The sequence below is a fragment of the Lentzea sp. NPDC054927 genome (genome assembly GCF_053610285.1).
In genome coordinates, this window is the sequence record NZ_JBSGXZ010000012.1 from 114,679 (window position 1) to 134,717 (window position 20,039).

A 20,039-nucleotide genomic window follows, 5' to 3' on the forward strand; every position below is an offset into this window, starting at 1 on the left:
AACCTTCCGTCTGGTGGTGGGGTCAGCGCTCGGTGCGGCGGCCGAGTTCGTTGTCGATGAAGGCGAACACGTCGTCCACGGTCGCGGTGTTGATGCGGTCGCTCACGGCCTCTTCCGCCTTGGTGCCGCTGCCGTACTGGGCGAGCAGGTTGCGCAGGCGGGCCGCGACGCCGTCGCGGGTCAGGTCGTCGGCCGAACAGGCGGCCAGCGTGGCCTCCAGCCGGTCGAGTTCGCCGGAGATCGATGGTCCCGCGCCATCGCCGAGCAGTTCGCCCGCGAGGTACGCCGCCAGCTCGTCGGGCGTCGGGTAGTCGAAGACAAGGCCTGCGGGCAGCTTCAGGCCCGTTGCGGAGGCAAGGCTGTTGCGCAGTTCCACCGCGGTCAGCGAGTCGAAGCCGAGGTCGCGGAACTGCTTGTCGTTGTCGATCGCCGCGGGCGACGAGTGCCCGAGGACGCCGGCCGCGTGACCGCGCACCAGATCGACCAGGTATTTGGCGCGTTCCTCCGCTGGCACCGCGTTCAACGTCTGCGTGAAGTCCACAATGGACTCGCCGGTGCCGGCCGCGCGCTTCCCGCCCCGGACGAGGCCGCGCAGGATCGCCGCGACCGGGCCGTTGGCGCGTCCGGTGGCGATGCGGGCCGGGACGAGCACCGCGTCCTCCCGTGAGGTCGCGTCGTCGAACAGCGCCATGCCCTGCCTCACGGACAGTGGTGGCATGCCGGTGCGGCCGATGCGGTCCATCGCGCCGTCCTGCAGATGTGCCGTCATACCAACGGTTTGCGCCCACGGACCCCAGGCCAGCGAGGTCGCCGGCAGGCCCTGCTCACGTCGATGGGTGGCGAGTGCGTCGAGGAACGCGTTGGCCGCGGCGTAGTTGCCCTGACCGGCGCTGCCGAGCACGGCCGACACCGACGAATAGAGCACGAACGCTTTGAGCTTCTGCTTCTTGGTGGCTTCGTGGAGGTTCCAGGCGCCGTCGACCTTTGGTTTGAGCACCGTCGTGAGCCGTTCCGGCGTCAGCGAGCTGATGATGCCGTCGTCGAGCAAACCAGCCGTGTGGATGACGGCGGTCAGCTTGACGCCCTTGACCACCTTCTTCACCGCCTTGAGGTCGGCGGTGTCACAGGCGGCGATCGTGACGTCCGCCCCGTGCGCGGTCAGTTCCGCCTGCAGCGCAACGGCATCCGGTGCGTCGCCGCCGCGCCGGGAGACCAGCAGCAGGCGCTTGACGTTGCGCTCGGCCACGAGATGCCGGGCCAGTTCCGCGCCCAGACCACCGGTGCCGCCGGTGATCAGGACAGTGCCTTTTGGGTCCCAGTCGCTGATCTCAGTTGTGTCGCTGACACGGGCAAGGCGTGCGACATAGGTCTTGCCCTCGCGGACGCGGACCTGCGTCTCCCCCGCGTCGAGTAGGCCGGTGGGCAACGGGGTGCTGCCGTCGGTGTCGACGAGCAGGAAGCGTCCCGGGCTCTCCGACTGCGCGGTGCGGACCAGGCCTTCGACGGTCGCGCTCGCCAGGCCGCTCGTCACGAAGGCCAGGCGGTCTTCGGACTGCTGCACCAGCTCGAGTGCCTCAGCAGCGAGTTGGTGTGCCTGCTCCACGCTGTCGCCGGCGAACCGGACCTCGCGGACGTCGGCGGCGGGCTGAGTTTCGGGTGCGGGCACCCATTCCAGGCGGAACAGCGAGTCCTGGTGCTGTTGTGCGGCAAGCGGTGCGCCGAACACGATGTTCCGCGCTGACACGACCGGTGAGCCGTTGGTGTCGACCGCGGCGAACTCGCCGTTGCTCAGTTTGATCCGCAGCGTGTCGGCGCCGACCGCGTGCAGGCTGACGTCGTGCCACTCCAGCGGCACCTGGGTTTCCTCGGTGATCCTGGTCGCGCAGTCGAGCAGCGCCGGGTGGACGCCGTAGAACTGGGCGTCGGTGGTGCCTTCCGGCAGCGTGACCTCCGCGTAGACCGCGGCGCCCGCCTGCCAGATCTGCTCACCGATCGCCGTCGCGCCCTTCGGCGGCCACTCGCTGACCGTGAAGCCGCCCCGGTACTCGCCTTCCGCGAGTGTTCCGGTGGCGATCGGGATGAACGGCTGCTCGTCGTTCGGTCGCGTGTAGACGGTGAGGCCGCGCTTTCCGTTGTCCGGCGCGCCGATCCACACCTGCAGCACGCCAGGGGTCAGCGGCCCGGTGATCGTCAGTTCTTCGACCGTGCCGTAGCCGACCTGATCGGCGGCCCGGAACGCGATCTCCGCGAAGGCAGTCTCGGGGAACGCCACCGCGAGCCGGTTGGTGAACACGACGGCGTCCTGCTGGGCGACGGTCATCGCGGCGCCGAGCAGCGGGTGGTCAGCGGGCCCGAGGCCGAGCCCGGACGCATCCGCGGCCTGGGCCATCGGCGTCGGCCAGTAGTGGTCGTGGTCGAACGCGTAGGTCGGGATGTCGACGCGCTTCGCACCGATGCCGTCGAACGCCGGTGCCCAGTCGACGTTGGTGCCGGCGACGTGGAGCCGGGCGAGCGCGGTGAGCCAGGCGGTGGTCTCGTCACGATCCTTGCGCAGCGCGGGGATCGCCCCGTCGACGAGCGCGGACAGCACCCCGTCCGGCCCGATCTCCAGGAACGCGTTGACCCCCGCGGCTTCCAGACTGGTGACGCCGTCGGCGAACCGCACGGCTTCCCGGACGTGCCGGACCCAGTACTCGGGCTCGGCGAGTTCGGCGCCCGCGATCCGCCCGGTCAGGTTGGACACGACGGGGATGCGGGGCGCGGCAAGGTCCAGCGCCGTCACGACCGCGCGGAAGTCCTCCAGCATCGGCTCCATCAACGGCGAGTGAAACGCATGGCTGACCGGCAAACGCTTAGTCTTGCGCCCCTGCGCGGCAAACCCGTCGGCGATCTGTCGAACCGCTTCCTCCTCGCCCGCGAGCACCAGGCTGTTCGGCCCGTTGATGGCCGCGATGGACACGGTGTCCGTCGTCTCCACCTCGTCCTCGGCGGCTTCGACCGCGATCATGGCTCCCCCGCCGGGCAGCGCCTGCATCAGCGCGGCCCTGGCATTGACGAGCTTCGCGGCGTCCTCGAGGCTCAGCACCCCGGCAACGTGCGCGGCCGCGACCTCACCGACCGAGTGCCCGCCGACGAAGTCCGGTTCGATCCCGAACCCCTCCGCCAGCCGGAACAGCGCCACCTCGATGGCGAACAACGCGCGCTGCGTGTTCCCCGTCTGGTTCAGGGCCTCGGCATCGTCGTCCCACATGACCTCGCGGACGTCAACGTGCTCCAGCACGGCGTCGAGCGCCAGCCGGAACACCGGGAACCGCTCGTACAGCTCCCGCCCCATGCCGACCCGCTGCGAGCCCTGCCCGGAGAACAACACCGCCAGCTTCCGCCGCCCGGCCTGCCCCTGCGCGATCTCCACACCGTCCAACAGCACCGCACGGTGCTCGAACCGCGACCGCTTCAACAGCGAGAACCCGACGTCGAACGCGTCGGCGCCGACCGCCGCCGTCCGCTCGATCTGAGCGCGCAGCGAAGCGGGGGACTTCGCCGAAAAAACGAGCGGGGCCCCCTTGGGGGAACGCGAAGTCCCCACTCCAATCGTCGCACGGGACGCCGGTCGCTCGGCGCCGGAGAGATCGACATCTGCCGAGTTGTCCACAGGCGCCGAGTTGTCCACAGATTCCGTCGCGACCCCCTGACCAGCATTTTCGACCGGTACGCTGGAAATTGGGGGGATCCCCGGCGCCGCCTCCAAGATCACGTGCGCGTTCGTGCCGGAGATGCCGAACGACGAGACGCCTGCACGGGGCACACGGTCGGTGGCGGGCCACGGCGTGTTCTCCTGCAACAGCGACACCGCGCCCGCGGTCCAGTCGACGTGTGTCGACGGCGCGGTGACGTTGATCGTGCGTGGCAGCAGGCCGTGTCGTAGCGCCATCACCATCTTGATCACACCGGCGGCACCGGCGGCGGCCTGCGTGTGGCCGATGTTCGACTTGATCGAGCCGAGCAGCAGCGGCGAGGTGCGGTCCTGGCCGTAGGTCGCCAGCAGCGCCTGTGCCTCGATCGGATCGCCGAGCGTCGTGCCCGTCCCGTGCGCCTCCACGGCATCGACGTCCGCGAACTTGAGGCCCGCCGACGCCAGCGCTTGACGGATCACCCGCTGCTGCGAGGGGCCGTTGGGCGCGGTCAGGCCGTTGGACGCACCGTCCTGGTTGACCGCGGAGCCACGCACGACAGCGAGGACGTCGTGCCCAGCCGCGACAGCATCGGACAGTCGCTCGACCACGAGCACACCGATGCCCTCAGACCATGCGGTGCCATCAGCGGTGTCGGAGAACGGCTTGCAACGGCCGTCACGCGCGAGGCCGTCCTGCAGCGAGAACTCCATGAACGCACCCGGCGCCGACATCACCTGCACACCGCCGGCCAGCGCCAAAGAGCACTCGCCATTGCGCAAAGCCTGCGCCGCCAAGTGCAATGCGACCAGAGCCGACGAGCACGCCGTGTCGATCGTCATCGACGGGCCTTCCAGCCCCAGTGCGTACGACACCCGGCCGGCGATCACACTCGGCGAGGTGCCCGTGCCCGAGTACCCCTCCAGCGCCTGCTCCGACGCGAGCATCAGGTGCGCGTAGTCCTGCCCAGAAGCACCGACGTAGACGCCGGTCCGCGATCCGCGCAGCGCAAGGGGGTCGATGCCCGTGCGTTCCAGCGCCTCCCACGACGCCTCCAGCACGAGCCGCTGGTGTGGATCCATCGACACGGCCTCACGCGGCGAGATCCCGAAGAACGCCGGGTCGAACGACGCGATCCCGTCGATGAACCCGCCCTGCCCGGTCACGGACTGCCCGGCGCCGTCGCCGACCAGGTTCTCGTCCCAGCCACGATCCGCCGGGAAGCCGGTGATCGCGTCCCGCCCGCCGAGCACCAGCTCCCACAGCTCCTCCGGCGACGAGACACCACCGGGGAACCTGCAGGCGATACCGACGATCGCGATCGCCTCGTCGGACACTCGCACCGAGTCCTCGACCTCGGCGGAACCACCGAAGAGCTCGGCGATCAGGTGCTCCGCCAGCGCTTGCGGCGTCGGGTAGTCGAACACCAGCGTCGCGGGCAACGTCAGCCCGGTCGACGTGCCGAGCCGGTTGCGCAGCTCCACCGACGTCAGCGAGTCGAACCCGAGCTGCCGGAACTCACGATCGCCGTCGATCGCGTCGGCCGACGCGTGCCCGAGCACCGCCGCCGCCTCGCCCCGGACCAGGTCCACCAGGGTCCTGATCCGCTCAGCCGGTCGAACGTCCTGCAAGCCCTGCAACGCAACGGTTCCCTGAGCGCGCGCAGCAGTTCGTCGCCCGCCCCGCAACAGGTTGCGCAGCAGCGGTGGCACCATCGTCGTGCTGGCCCCGGTGATGATCCGCGCCGGCACGACCAGCGGCTCGTCCACCCCGATCGCCGTGTCGAACAGCGCCAGGCCGTGCTCCAGCGAGATCGGCGGCATGGACGACTTCTCCAGCCGCTCCAGCGCGGCCGCGTCCATCGTCCTGGTCATGCCGACCTCGGACGTCCAAGCGCCCCAGGCCAACGACACCGCGGGGAGCCCCGAAGCACGCCGGTGCTGCGCCAAAGCGTCGAGGAACGCGTTACCGGCCGCATAGTTGCCCTGGCCGGCCGTTCCCAGCACACCGGACACCGACGAGTACAGGACGAAGTGCGCGTCCGGGACCAGCGAGTGCAGGTTCCAGGCCGCGTCCACCTTGGGCCGAAGCACCTTCTCCAGCCGCTCCGACGTCATCGAGGCGATCACACCGTCGTCCAGCACACCGGCCGTGTGCACGACAGCGGTCACGTTGTGTCCATTGAGGACGGCAGCCAACGCTTCCCGGTCAGCCACATCGCAGGCCGCGATCGTCACGTCCGCGTCCAGCTCCGACAGCTCCGCCGCACCCGGCGAGTCGAGGCCACGACGGCTCAGCAGCAACAGCTTGCGCACGCCCTGCGCGACGAGGTGCCGCGCCAGCTCCGCGCCCAGACCGCCCGTGCCGCCGGTGATCACGACAGTGCCCGACGGATCCCAGCCCGCCGGCACGGTGATCACGATCTTGCCGATGTGCTTGGCACGGCTCATGAACCGGAACGCGTCCCGCGCGCGCCGCACATCCCACGCCGCGATCGGCAACGGCTTCAACACGCCACGCCCGAACAGCTCCACGAGCGCGACGAGCATGCGCTGGACGTGGTCGGGATGCGCCTCACCGAGGTCGAACGGCCGGTAGAAGATGCCCGGCACGTCCTCCCGCAGATCGGTCTTGCCCATCTCGAGGAACCGTCCGCCCTCGCCGAGCAGCCGCAGCGAGGCGTCGATGAACTCGCCGGTCAGCGCGTTCAGCACGACGTCGACCCGCGGGAACGTCTGCTCGAACGACGTGTCGCGGGAGTTGCCGATGTGCGCGTCGTCGAGGCCGAGCCCGCGCAACACGTCCCACTTGCCCTCGCTCGCGGTAGCGAAGACCTCCGCGCCGAGGTGCTGGGCGACCTGGATCGCCGCCATGCCAACACCACCGGCGCCGGCGTGCACGAGGACCTTGTCCCCCGGCCGCACGTTCCCGAGCTCGATCAACGCGTAGTAGGCGGTGAGGAACACCAGCGGCACCGACGCGCCCTGCTCGAACGTCCAGCCGTCCGGAAGCCTGGTCAGGTAAGGCTCTTCGATGATGCCGACCGGTCCCATGCCGCCGAACAGCAGGCCGAACACCGGGTCGCCGATCTTCAGGCCTTCGACCTCCGGTCCGACCTCGGCGACCACACCGGCGGCCTCCGCGCCGAACGAGCCCGCCTCACCCGGATACATGCCGAGCGCGTTCAACACGTCACGGAAGTTCAGGCCAGCCGCCCGAACCGCAACGCGAACCTGCTTGCCCTGCAACGGCTCCGGTGTCCACGGCGCCAGGACGAGGTTGTCCAGACTGCCCTTCGCGGTGGTGTCGAGGCGCCACGGCGAACCGGTCGGCGGCACCAGCGCCGGCCCGGTCTGCAGGCGCGCCAGCCGTCCGGCGTGGACGGTGCCGCCGCGGACGATCAGCTGCTGTTCCTCGGTCACCAGCATGCCGGGGGTGAGTTCGCCGCGCTCGTCCAGATCGACGAGCAGGAACTTGCCGGGGTTCTCGGCCTGCGCGGACCGCACGAGACCCCACGCGGCCGCCGCGCCGAGGTCGGTGATCGGTTCGTCGCCGATCGCCGCGGCACCACGCGTCACGAACACGACGCGTTCTTCGGCGTTCTGCAGGATCTCCAGCACGCGTTTGGTCGTCTCGTGAACGGCCGCCGCGTCCCCGCCACCGTTGATCTCGACGACCCTGGCGTCGATCTCGCTGGCCTCGCCGACCTGCACGGGAACCCAGTCGACGCGGAACAGCGAGTCCTGCACGGGATTGCTGGGTGCCTTCGTGGACGGCGTCCTGACCACCAGCGACTTCACCGACAGCACAGGCGCGCCCTCGACGTCGACCGCGGTGACCTCGACGGCGTCACCGCCGGTGTGCTTGAGACGGACCCGCAGCCGCGACGGGCCGATGGCGTGCAGCGACACACCGTTCCACTCGAACGGCAGCCCCTGGCCGGCACCCTCGACGAACGTGATGGCGTGCAACGCCGAGTCGAGCAGAGCAGGGTGCACACCGAACGTCGCGGCGTCGTCGACGCTCTCCGGCAGCGCGACCTCGACGAGCACCTCGTCGCCGTGCCGCCAAGCCTGCCGCAGCCCTTGGAAGATCGGCCCGTAGGCCAGGCCGCCTTCCCCGAGTGTCTCGTAGAAGCCTTCCAGGTCAAGGACTTCTGCGTTGTTCGGCGGCCACTCCCCCGTGTCGAACTCGGCCTGGTGCGGCCCTTCGGCGAGGGTGCCACTGGCGTGCTGGATCCACTCGTCGGCGTCGGGGTGCTGCGAGTGCACGCTGACCGCCCGGCGCCCGTGATCGTCCGGCGCGCCGACCCGTACCTGAACGGCAACGGCGTCCCGTTCCGGCAGCACGAGCGGCACGACGATGGTGAGCCCGTCGACTCGGTCGCAGCCGACCATGTCGCCCGCGCGGATCGCGAAGTCGAGGAAACCTGTGCCGGGGAAGAGCACCGCTCCACCGACGACGTGATCCGCGATCCACGGGTACGTCGCGAGGCTGAGCCGTCCGCTGAGCACGAACTCGTCGGTGCCCGCCACGGCGATGGCCGCGCCGAGCAACGGGTGCCCGCCGGACCGCAACCCGTATGCCGCGGGGTCGCCCGCGCGGCCGCCGACCGTGGCCTTGGGCCAGAACCGCTCGTGGTCGAACGGGTAGGTCGGCAGCGCGATGAGCCGTCCACCCCGGAGCCACGGCGTCCAGTCGACGTTGATTCCGTCAACATGTACTTGACCGAGTGCGGCAGCCAGCGCGGCCTGCTCGGTCTTGTTCTTCCTCAGCGTCGGGATCGCGCCGTCGACGAGCGCGGACAGCACCCCGTCCGGTCCGACCTCGAGGAACTTGGTCGCCGGGATCTTCGCGACGTTGTCGGTGAACCGGACGGCGTCACGGACGTGGCTGACCCAGTACTCCGGGTCGGTGACGTCACCGGCCGCGCTGATCGGGATTTTCGGGGCGCTGAACTGGATTCCTGCGATCGCACGGCGGAAGTCGTCGAGCATAGGCTCCATCAACGGTGAGTGGAACGCGTGGCTGACCTTGAGCCGCTTGGTCTTCTCATACCGGCTCGCGATGGCCTCGACCTCGGCCTTGTCGCCCGCGATGACCACGCTCGTGGGCCCGTTGACGGCCGCGATCGACACCTTGCTCGTGAGGTGCCTGCTCACGTCCGCTTCGGTCGCCTGCACCGCGACCATCGCGCCGGTCCGCGGCAACGCCTGCATCAGACTCGCGCGCGCACTGACGAGCTTCGCCGCGCCCTCCAGGCTGAGCACGCCCGCGACGTGCGCCGCCGCGATCTCACCGATCGAGTGCCCGGCGAGGTGGGCGGGCTTGATCCCGAACGCCTGCAGCAACCGGTACAGCGCCGTCTGGAACGCGAACAACGCCGGCTGCGTGTACCCGGTCTGGTTGAGCTTCTCCTCGTCGTCGCCCCAGATGACGCCCTTCAGCTCGGGGTCGAGGTGCGCGAGCACGTCGTCGAACGCGTCCGCGAACTCCGGGAACCGCGCGTACAACTCCTCGCCCATGCCGAGCCGCTGCGAGCCCTGCCCCGAGAACAGCACCGCCAGCGTGTGCTCCCCGGCCACACCGGTAGCGATCTCCGCACCCTCGAACAACACCGCCCGGTGCTCGAACAACGCCCGCGACTTCACCAACGAGTACGCGACGTCGACCTCCGCCGCCAGCACCGCGCCGATCCGCTCGACCTGCGCCCGCAACGAGGCCGCCGACTTAGCCGACACCGCCAACGGAATCCGAATCGATTCCGCCTGGGCTCCCCGGGGGGAGACCGAAGACAGGGTTGCGGACTCGAGAATCACGTGGGCGTTGGTGCCCGAGATGCCGAAAGACGAGACGCCCGCGCGCCAGGGCCGGTCGAGCGAAGGCCATGGGGTGTTCTCGGTGAGCAGTGAGACCGCGCCAACCGACCAGTCGATGTGCGACGATGGCGACGTGACGTGCAGGGTCCGCGGCAGCAGGCCGTGCTGGAACGCCATCACCATCTTGATCACGCCCGCCGCACCGGCCGCCGCCTGCGTGTGACCCAGGTTCGACTTCACCGAGCCCAGCCACAGCGGGTCGGCGCGGTCCTGCCCGTACACGGTCAGCAACGCTTGCGCCTCGATCGGGTCGCCCAGCACGGTACCGGTGCCGTGTGCCTCCACCGCGTCCACATCGGACGGTGCCAGGCCGCCGGACGCAAGCGCTTGCCGGATGACGCGTTGCTGCGAGGGGCCGTTCGGCGCGGTCAGCCCGTTCGAGGCGCCGTCCTGGTTGAACGCCGAGCCGCGCACGACGGCCAGCACCGGGTGTCTGGCGGCGACGGCGTCGGAAAGCCGTTCCACGACGAGGATGCCGACGCCCTCGGACCAGCCGGTGCCGTCCGCGGACTCCGAGAACGCCTTGCACAGGCCGTCCGGCGCGAGCCCGCCCTGCCGCGAGAAGCCGGAGAACGACGTCGGCGTCGCCATCACCGTGACGCCACCGGCCAGCGCCAGCGTGCACTCACCGCCGCGCAACGCCTGCGCGGCGAGGTGCAGCGCCACCAAGGCCGAGGAGCACGCCGTGTCGATCGTGACCGCGGGCCCTTCCAGTCCGAGCGCGTAGGAGATGCGTCCGGAGATCACCGAAGCGGCCAGACCGGTTCCGGCGTGGCCTTCCAGGTCTTCGTTGGAGGCCATGACGACGTGCTGGTAGTCCTGCCCGTTCGTGCCGACGAACACACCGGTGCGCGAGCCGCGCAACGATGACGGGTCGACACCCGCACGTTCGACGGCCTCCCACGACGTCTCCAGCAACAACCGCTGCTGCGGGTCCATCGCCAGCGCTTCCCGCGGCGAGATGCCGAAGAACGCCGGGTCGAAGTCCGCGACCCCGGTCAGGAACCCGCCGCGCAACGTCGAACTCTGCATTGCCGCAAGATCCCAGCCACGATCCGCCGGGAAGTCCGACATCGCGTCCTCGCCCGCGACCAGCAGCCGCCACAGGTCTTCCGGCGAGTCGATGCCGTTCGGGAAGTGACAGGCCATGCCGACGATCGCGATGTCGTCGGTGGTCCGCACGATCGAGGCGTCGTCAGCCTCGACACCCTCACCGAGCAACGAGGCCAGCAGGTGGCCGGCCAGCACCCGCGGCGACGGGTAGTCGAACACGAGGCCGGCGGGCAGCGCGAGACCGGTGATCTCGGTGAGCTGGTTGCGCAGTTCCACCGCGGTCAGCGAGTCGAACCCGATGTCGCGGAACGCCTTGTCGCTGGCCACCGCCTCCTTGCCGGAGTGGCCGAGCACCTGCGCTGCCCGCGTGCGGACCAGTTCCAGAACGGGCTCGAACCGTTGCGCGGCAGGCAGTTCACGCAGGCTGCGACGCAGTTCGGAAGCCGCCGACTCACTGTCGCGGCGCGCGGCCGCCAGCTCGTCCAGCACCACGCGGGCGCCAGGCAGCTCCGCCAGCACGGGCGACGGCCGCAGGCTCAGCAACGCGCCGAGCAGCTGCGGGTGGTGGATGTCCGCGATCACGGCGGTGGGCGCGGTCTCCGCCACCACGCCTCGCATCGCCGCGATCGCGAGCTCCGGGTCCAAAGTGGACGCGCCGACCGACTTGATCGTCCGTGCGACGCGTTCCTCGCCCGCCATGCCGTCGCCGGTCCACGCGCCCCACGCGATCGACGTCGCGGCAAAGCCTTGTTCACGGCGTTGCGCGGCAATCGCGTCCAGCACGACGTTGGCGGCCGCGTAGTTGGCCTGGCCGGGGTTGCCGATCGCGCCCGCGACCGACGAGAACAGGACGAACGCGTCCAGTTCCAGCTCGCGGGTCAGTTCGTCGAGCAGGAACGCCGAGGTGACCTTCGCCTGGAACACGTCGGCGAACCGGTCCGGCGTCAGCCCGTCCAGCACGCCGTCGTCCAGCACACCTGCCGCGTGCACAACGGCTTTGACGTCCGCCGTGAGCACCGCGGCCAGTTCGGAGCGGTTCGCGACGTCACACTTCACGACCTCGACGCCCAGCTCCGCGACGATCTCCGCCGCGCCCGGCGCGTCTATGCCGCGGCGGCTCAGCAGCACGACCTTCTCCGCGCCGCGCGCCACGAGGTCGCGCGCGACGTGCTTGCCGAGCGCGCCCGTGCCACCGGTGATCACCACGGTGCCGCGCGGCTGCCACTCCTGAGATGCGCGCGGTGCCACCAGAATCCGGCGGCCGAACACGCCGGACGCCCGGACGGCGACCTGGTCCTCGTCGCTCGCCAGCACCGCCGCGAACCGTTGCGCCGCGCGGTCGTCCAGCTCGGCGGGCAGGTCGATCAGGCCACCCCAGCGGTTCGGGTGTTCCAGCGCGGCCACCCGGCCGAGCCCCCACGCGCCGGCCTGCCAGGGATTGCTGACGGCGTCCGCGCGCCCGGTCGACACCGCGCCGCGCGTCACCACCCACAGCGGCGCCATGACACCCGCGTCGCCGAGAGCCTGGATCAGCGTTGCCGTGCCGGTGATCGACTCAAGCGCACCGCCGCCCACCAACGAAATCACACCGGTGAACGGCTCCTGCGCGAACTCCGCGAGCCTCGACGCCAGATGCTCACGATCGGCCTGCTCGACGTCGATCCGCGTGACGTCCCCGAGCGCGCCGACCACCACCTCGTCAACCGATCCGACCACGAGCCACTTGCCCGGTTTCGCGGTGAGGCCGGTGATCGGCTGCCAGCTCTCCCGGTGCAGCCATGACTCCACAGTGGACTGAGCCCTGCGCTTGCCGCGCCACGCCGACAACGCCGGCAGCACTCCCGCAAGCGTGTCGCCGTCGAGGTCGAGCGTGGCGGCGAGCGACGCGACGTCCTCCTGTTCGACCGCCGTCCAGAACGCCGCGTCAGCCGGATCCGCTGCCACGTCGCCGGTCGCCGCTTCGGGCCAGAACCGCTCGTGCTGGAACGGATACGTCGGCAGGTCGACCCCGCGTCCGCCGCGGTAGAAGCTCGACCAGTCGACGTCCACGCCGCTGACGTGGAGCCGTGCAAGCGCTGCCAGGAACGCCTTGCGCTCTCCGCGATCCTTGCGCAGCACCGGAATCGCTCCGTCGACGAGTGCTGCCAGCACCCCGTCCGGCCCGATCTCCAGGAACGCGCTCGCGTCCTGTTCCTCGAGCTTCCCGACGTTCTCGGTGAACCGCACGGTGTCGCGGACGTGGCGAACCCAGTACTCGGGGTCGGTGACGTCGCCCGTGGTCACGATCGGGATGCTCGGCTCGTTGAACCGGATTCCCGCGATCGCCTCGCGGAACTCGTGGAGCATCGGCGCCATCAATGGCGAGTGGAACGCGTGACTGACGCTGAGCTGCTTGCTCTTGCGGCCTTCGAACCTCGCGACGACCGCGCGAACCTCGTCTTCGACGCCCGCGACCACGAGCGAATCGGCGGCGTTGATCGCGGCGACGGAGACGCCGGGGGTCAGGTGCGGAACGACCTCGTCCTCGGTGGCCTGCAACGCGATCATCACGCCACCGGTCGGCAGCGCCTGCATGAGTCGCGCGCGTTCGCGGACGAGCTTCGCCGCGTCTTCCAGGCTGAACACCCCGGCGACGTGCGCGGCCGCGATCTCGCCGATCGAATGCCCGGCCAGCAGCCGCGGGACGACGCCGAACGACTCCGCCAGCCGGTACAGCGCCACCTCGATCGCGAACAGCGCGGGCTGCGTGGTGCCCGTCTGGTTCAGCGCCTCGGCGTCCTCACCCCACATGATCTCGCGCACGTTCTCGAGATGCTCGAGCACCTCATCGAGCGCGGCCCTGAACGCGGGGAACTCCTCGTACAGCTCCCGCCCCATGCCGAGCCGTTGCGCACCCTGCCCGGAGAACACCATGGCGAGCGTCTTGCCCGACGCCTCACCACGAGCCAGTACGTCACCGTCCACCACCACGGCCCGGTGCTCGAACAACGCGCGGTGGTGCACCAACGAGTACCCGACGTCGAGCGCGTCCGCCTCCACCGCCCGAACCCGCTCGATCTGCGCGTCCAACGCCGCCGCGGACTTCGCCGACACCACCCACGGAATCGATCCCGATTGGCCGGCCCCCTGGGGGGATCCACCCCCCATCCCAATCATCTCAGGGAGGTCTGACAGTTTTTGGCCAGACGTCTCGGCCGGGGCTTCCAAGATCACATGCGCGTTGGTGCCGGAGAGGCCGAACGACGAGACGCCGGCGCGGGCCGGGCGATCGGTGGTGGGCCACGGGGTGTTCGACGTGAGCAGGGAGACGGCGCCTGCGGACCAGTCGACGTGCGAAGACGGCAACGTGACGTGCAAGGTCTGAGGCAGCAGGCCGTGCTGGAACGCCAGGACCATCTTGATGATGCCCGCGACGCCCGCGGCGGCCTGGGTGTGGCCGAGGTTCGACTTGATCGCGCCCAGGTAGAGCGGCGCTCCGACACGGTCGCGGCCGTAGGTGGCGAGCAGCGCCTGGGCTTCGATCGGGTCGCCCAGACGGGTGCCGGTGCCGTGCGCTTCGACCGCATCCACGTCCGAAGTGGACAGACCGGCGTTGGCGAGGGCCTGGCGGATCACGCGTTGCTGCGCGGGGCCGTTCGGAGCGGTCAGGCCGTTCGAGGCGCCGTCCTGGTTCACGGCCGAGCCGCGCACGACGGCCAGCACGGTGTGGCCGTTGCGGAGAGCATCGGACTGGCGTTCGACGACGAGCACGCCCGCGCCTTCGGCCCAGCCGGTGCCTTCGGCGTTGTCGGAGAAGGCACGGCAGCGCGCGTCCGCCGCCAGGCCACCCTGGGCGTTGAAGCCGGCGAAGTTCATCGGCGTGGACATCACCGTCACGCCGCCGACGAGGGCCAGGGAGGACTCGCCGGACCGCAGCGATTGCGCGGCCAGGTGCAAGGCCACCAACGAGGAAGAGCAGGCGGTGTCGATCGTGAGCGCCGGCCCCTCGAAGCCGAACGTGTAGGAGAGGCGGCCGGAGATCACCGCGGCGGCGAGGCCGGTCGAGGCGTGGCCCTCGATGTCGCCGCGCGCCCGCAGCACGAGGTTCGTGTAGTCCTGACCGTTCGTGCCGATGAAAACGCCGGTCTTCGAGCCGCGCAGCGTGGTGGCGTTGATGCCCGCGCGTTCGACGGCTTCCCAGGCGACTTCGAGCAGCTGGCGTTGCTGCGGGTCCATGGCGAGGGCTTCGCGCGGCGAGATGCCGAAGAACGCCGGGTCGAACTCCGCCGCGCCGTAGAGGAAGCCGCCCTCGACGGTGCCGCCGGCGGCCAGCGCGTCCTGTTCCCAACCGCGGTCGGTCGGGAAGCTCGCGATCGCGTCGGTGCCGTCGGCCAGCAGCCGCCACAGGTCCTCTGGAGTCGAGACACCGCCGGGGAAACGGCACGCCATGCCGACGATCACGATCGGGTCGTCCGCGTCGGCGCTGCCCTGGGCGGACACGTCGAGGTCGGCGCCCTCGCCGGTCAGCTCGGCCAGCAGGTGCTCGGCCAGCACGAGTGGCGTCGGGTAGTCGAAGATCAACGTCGCGGGCAACGTCAGGCCGGTGGCCAGCGCGATGGCGTTGCGGAGTTCGATCGCGGTCAGCGAGTCGAACCCGAGCGCGCGGAACTCCTTCTCCGCGCCCACCGCGTCGGCGTTGGCGTACCCGATGACCTTCGCGGCCTCAGCACGCACGACGTCCACGACGATCCGCACGCGCTCGGCGCCGGACAGTCCGACGAGCTTCGACAGCAGTCCACCGGCCACGATCTCGCGCGCGGCCGTGCGCCTGCCCGCCCGAACCAGGCCGCGCATGATCGCGGGAACGTCACCCTGCGCGGCGCCACCGCCGGACGCGAGCGGGACCAGCAGCGACTCATCCGAGCCCACCGCGGCGTCGAACAGAGCAAGGCCCTGCTCGACTGACAGCATCGGCATCCGGCGCAGGTCGCCTTCGTCCAAAGTGGACGTCATGCCGGTGTCCCAGGCACCCCAGGCCAACGACAGCGCGGGCAGGCCGAGCCCGCGGCGGTGAGCCGCGAGTGCGTCGAGAAACGCGTTGGCGGCGGCGTAGTTGCCCTGACCCGCCGCGCCCATCACGCCCGACACCGACGAATACAGGATGAGCTGCGCGTCACCGGCGAGCTCGTGGAGGTTCCACGCGGCGTCGACCTTCGGGCGCATGACGGCGGAAAGCCGTTCGGGCGTCAGCGATCCGATCACGCCGTCGTCCAGCACACCGGCGGTGTGGACGACGGCTGCCAGTCGCACGCCGTCCAGCAGGTCGGCGACGGCAGCGCGTTCCGTGACGTCACACGCCTTCACATCGACGTCCGCACCCAGCGCGATCAGCTCGTCGCGCAGGTCGGCGGCGCCGGGAGCGTCGAGTCCGCTGCGGCTGGCCAGCAACAGCTTGCGCTGGCCACGCGTCACGAGGTGGCGGGCGAGGACGGCACCGAGGCCGCCCGTTCCGCCGGTGATCAGCACTGTTCCGCCGGAATCCCATTCGCTCGCAACACTTCCGGTGGCGCGCGCCAGCCTGCCCGCGAACACCTCGCCCGCGCGCACGACGACCTGGGTCTCCCCCGCGTCGATCAGGCCGCCGAGTCCGGGGAGCAGTGCCTCCGACTCGGGTGCGTCGTCGAGGTCGACGAGCAGGAACCGGCCGGGATCCTCGGTCTGCGCGGACCGCACCAGGCCCCAGACCGCGGCAGCGGCGAGGTCGTCACCGGTGACGGCGCCGCGCGTGACGAAGACCAGCTTTCCGGTGGTGTCCTGGAGCGTGCTCAGGGCTTCCGCTGCCAGCGCGTGCGCGGACTCCGGCGACTGCTCACCTGCGACGTGCACAACCGTTGTGTCGCCTGGCGTGTAGGTGACGGGCACCCAGTCGAGGCGGAACAACGAGTCGACGCCGGTCTGCTCGACGAGTTCACCGAGTGGCTCGATCAGAACCTTGTCGGCGGACAGCACCGGCTCACCGGCGACGTCGACCGCGGTCAGCGTGACACCACCGTCCACAGCGGACAGGTTTACCCGAACGACTTCCGCGCCGCTCGCGTGAAGAGAAACGCCGTGCCAGTGGGTCGGAACGCCTTCAAGACCGAGGATCGCGGCGGCGTGCGTCGCGGCGTCGAGCAACGCCGGGTGAACACCGAAACCCTTTGCGTCAACGGGCAACGCAACCTCGGCGAACACCTCCTGCCCTCGCCGCCAGGCCGCGCGCACCCCTTGGAACGCCTCCCCGTAAGGCGTTTCGTCGTAGAAGCCGTCGAGATCGACGACCATCGCACCCTTCGGCGGCCACTCGGTGTCCAGAACCCGCGCCGGAACGCCTTGTCCGAACACACCTTTCGCGTGCTCGACCCATTCCTGGTCACCGCGCCGCGCGTGGAACCGGAACGCGCCTTCCCGTCCGACCTGGAACTGCACCTGCACGGCACCGCTGTCCGGCAACACCAGCGGCGCGACCTGCGTGAACTCCTCGACGCGCTCGTGGCCCGCGAGGTCGGCGGCACGGAAAGCCAGCTCCAGCACGCCCGAGGTCGGGAACACGACGTGGTCGGCGAGCCACGACGTCCTGGTCAGCGTGCCGGTGAGAATCAACTCGCCAGAGCCGGCGACGGTCATCGCGGCGCCGAGCAGCGGGTGGTCGGCCGGGGTCAGGCCGAGTCCGGCGGCGTCCCCGGCGCTCACCGACACCGAAGGCCAGTAGCGGTCGTGCTGGAACGCGTAAGTGGGGAGATCGACACGCTTACCATTGGGGTAGAACGGTTTCCAGTCGACACTGACACCTGCGACGTGCAGGCGGGCGAGCGCGGTGATGAACGCCGTACGCTCGTCCCGGTCCTTGCGCTGGGCCGGGATAGCCTGCTCCACCAGCGCGGACAGCACTCCGTCGGGGCCGATCTCCAGGAAGGTCTTGTCGCCCAGGCCGGTCACGGCGTCGTGGAACCGGACGGCGTCGCGCACGTGCCGCACCCAGTGCTCGGGGTTCGTGACGTCGCCGACCATCGGGATCTTGGGGCTGTGGAAGGTGATGCCGCCGATGGCCTCGCGGAAGTCGTTGAGCATCGGGTCCATCAGCGGCGAGTGGAACGCGTGGCTGACGCTCAGCTGCTTGGACTTGCGATCGGCGAAGTGGGCGGCGACCGCGCGAGCTTCCTTCTCCACGCCCGCGATGACGATGCTCTCCGGCCCGTTGATCGCGGCGATGGACACGCCGGGGGTCAGGTGCGGGGTGACCTCGTCTTCGGTGGCCTGCAACGCGATCATCACGCCACCTGGCGGCAGCGCCTGCATGAGCCGGGCCCGTGCGGTGACGAGCGTCGCGGCGTCCTCGAGTGTCAACACGCCCGCGATGTGTGCGGCGGCGATCTCGCCGATCGAGTGGCCGGTGACGTGCGCGGGGGCGACGCCGTAGGACTCCAGCAGCCGGTACAGGGCGACCTCGAACGCGAACAGCGCAGGTTGCGTGTTGCCCGTCTGGTTCAGCGCTTCCTCGTCGCCCCACATGACATCACGGAGGCCCGGCTCGAGGTGGCTGAGCGCGTCGTCGAACGCCTCCCGGAACACCGGAAAGTCCTCGTACAGCCCTTTGCCCATGCCGACGCGCTGGGCACCCTGCCCGGAGAACAGCAACGCGAGCTCGGTCCGCCGTGCGAAGCCTCGCGCGATCTCTGCGCCGCCCAGCAACACCGCCCGGTGCTCGAACAGCGCGCGCGTGGTCGCCAACGAGAAACCGACGTCCACGGCGTCACCGTCGAGCGCGCGCACCCGTTCGATCTGCGCCGCGAGCGAGGCTTCCGACTTCGCCGACACCAGCCACGGCACCGAGTTGTCCACAGGCGCCGAGTTGTCCACAGATTGCTGCGCAGCCCCTTGACCAGTGTTTTCGTCCGGTACGCTGGAAATTGGGGGGATCCCCGGCGCCCCCTCCAAGATCACGTGGGCGTTGGTGCCCGAAACGCCGAAGGACGAGACGGCTGCGCGGGGGGCGCGGTCCGAGGCGGGCCAGGCCACGGCCGTGGTGGCGAGCTCGACGGAGCCGGTGGTCCAGTCGACGTGGGTGGACGGGCGCGAAACGTGCAGGGTGGCGGGCACGACGCCGTGCTGCATCGCCTGGACCATCTTGATGATGCCCGCGATGCCGGCGGCGGCCTGCGTGTGGCCGAGGTTCGACTTCACCGAGCCCAGCAGCAGCGGCGAAGGGCGATCGGCGCCGTAGGTCGCCAGCAGGCTGCGCGCCTCGATCGGGTCGCCGAGCGGCGTGCCGGTGCCGTGCGCTTCGACGACGTCCACGTCGGCGGCGGACAGACCCGCGCGGTCCAGTGCGGCGCGAATTACCCGTTGCTGCGCACGGCCGTTCGGGGCGGTGAAACCGTTGGAGGCGCCGTCGGAGTTGACTGCGGAGCCGCGCACGACCGCGAGCACCGGGTAGCCCAACGACACAGCGTCAGACAGCCGCGCCAGTGCGAGCACACCAACACCCTCGGACCATCCGGTGCCGTCGGCGTCGTCGGAGAACGCCTTGCAGCGACCGTTGCGGGCGAGTCCGCCCTGGCGTGAAAACTCGACCAGCGAGCCGGGCGTGCACATGACGTTCACGCCGCCGGCCAACGCCAGCGAGCACTCCCCCGCGCGCAAGGCGTGCACGGCCAGGTGCAGCGCGACCAACGACGACGAGCACGCCGTGTCGACGGTCAGCGTGGGGCCTTCGAGGCCGAGCGCGTAGGAGATGCGGCCCGACTCGGCGGAGGCGGCGATGCCCGTGCCGACGTCGCCGGTAGCGTCGTCGAGGCCGCGGATCAGCAGGTGCTCGTAGTCCTGGCCGTTGGTGCCGATGAAGACGCCCGTGCGCGAGCCGCGCAGCGACGTCGGATCCAGGCCCGACCGTTCCAGGGCCTCCCAGGAGGTCTCCAGCAGCAAGCGCTGCTGGGGATCCATCGTCACGGCCTCGCGCGGCGAGATGCCGAAGAACGCCGGGTCGAAGTCCGCGATGCCGTGCAGGAAGCCTCCCTGCACGGACACGCTGTGGCCGCGTTCATCGACCCCGTCGCCGAGCAACGCCTCGACGTCCCAGCCGCGGTCGGCCGGGAAGCCGGTGATCGCGTCACGCCCGGACGACACCAGCTCCCACAGGTCCTCCGGCGAGCTGATGCCGCCGGGGAAGCGGCATGCCATCCCGATGATCGCGATCGGTTCGGTGGCGGCCGCGACGAGCTGCCGGTTCTGCTTGCGCAGCCGCTCCGCCTCCTTCATCGCGGCGCGGAGGGCCTCGACAACCTTCTCGCTGGAGGTACTCATTCATCAGCTCCGTCAGTCCAGCCGGACACGGTCATCCCGCGAGCAATTGCAGCAGCCAAAGCGGTAGCGAATTCCTCAGAGAATCCGGGACGACGAAACGGCCGGCCGCCCCGGA

The 20,039-nt window shown here is 70.2% G+C and carries 1 protein-coding gene; it reads right to left on the reverse strand.

Annotation, left to right across the window (positions count from 1 at the left end; all coding sequences use genetic code 11):
- Positions 1-22 precede the first annotated feature (22 nt).
- A complete protein-coding gene (locus tag ACWGE0_RS19560) occupies positions 23-19,924 on the reverse strand; it encodes a type I polyketide synthase (RefSeq protein WP_452262302.1) in 19,902 nt (6,633 codons plus the stop codon).
- Positions 19,925-20,039 lie beyond the last annotated feature (115 nt).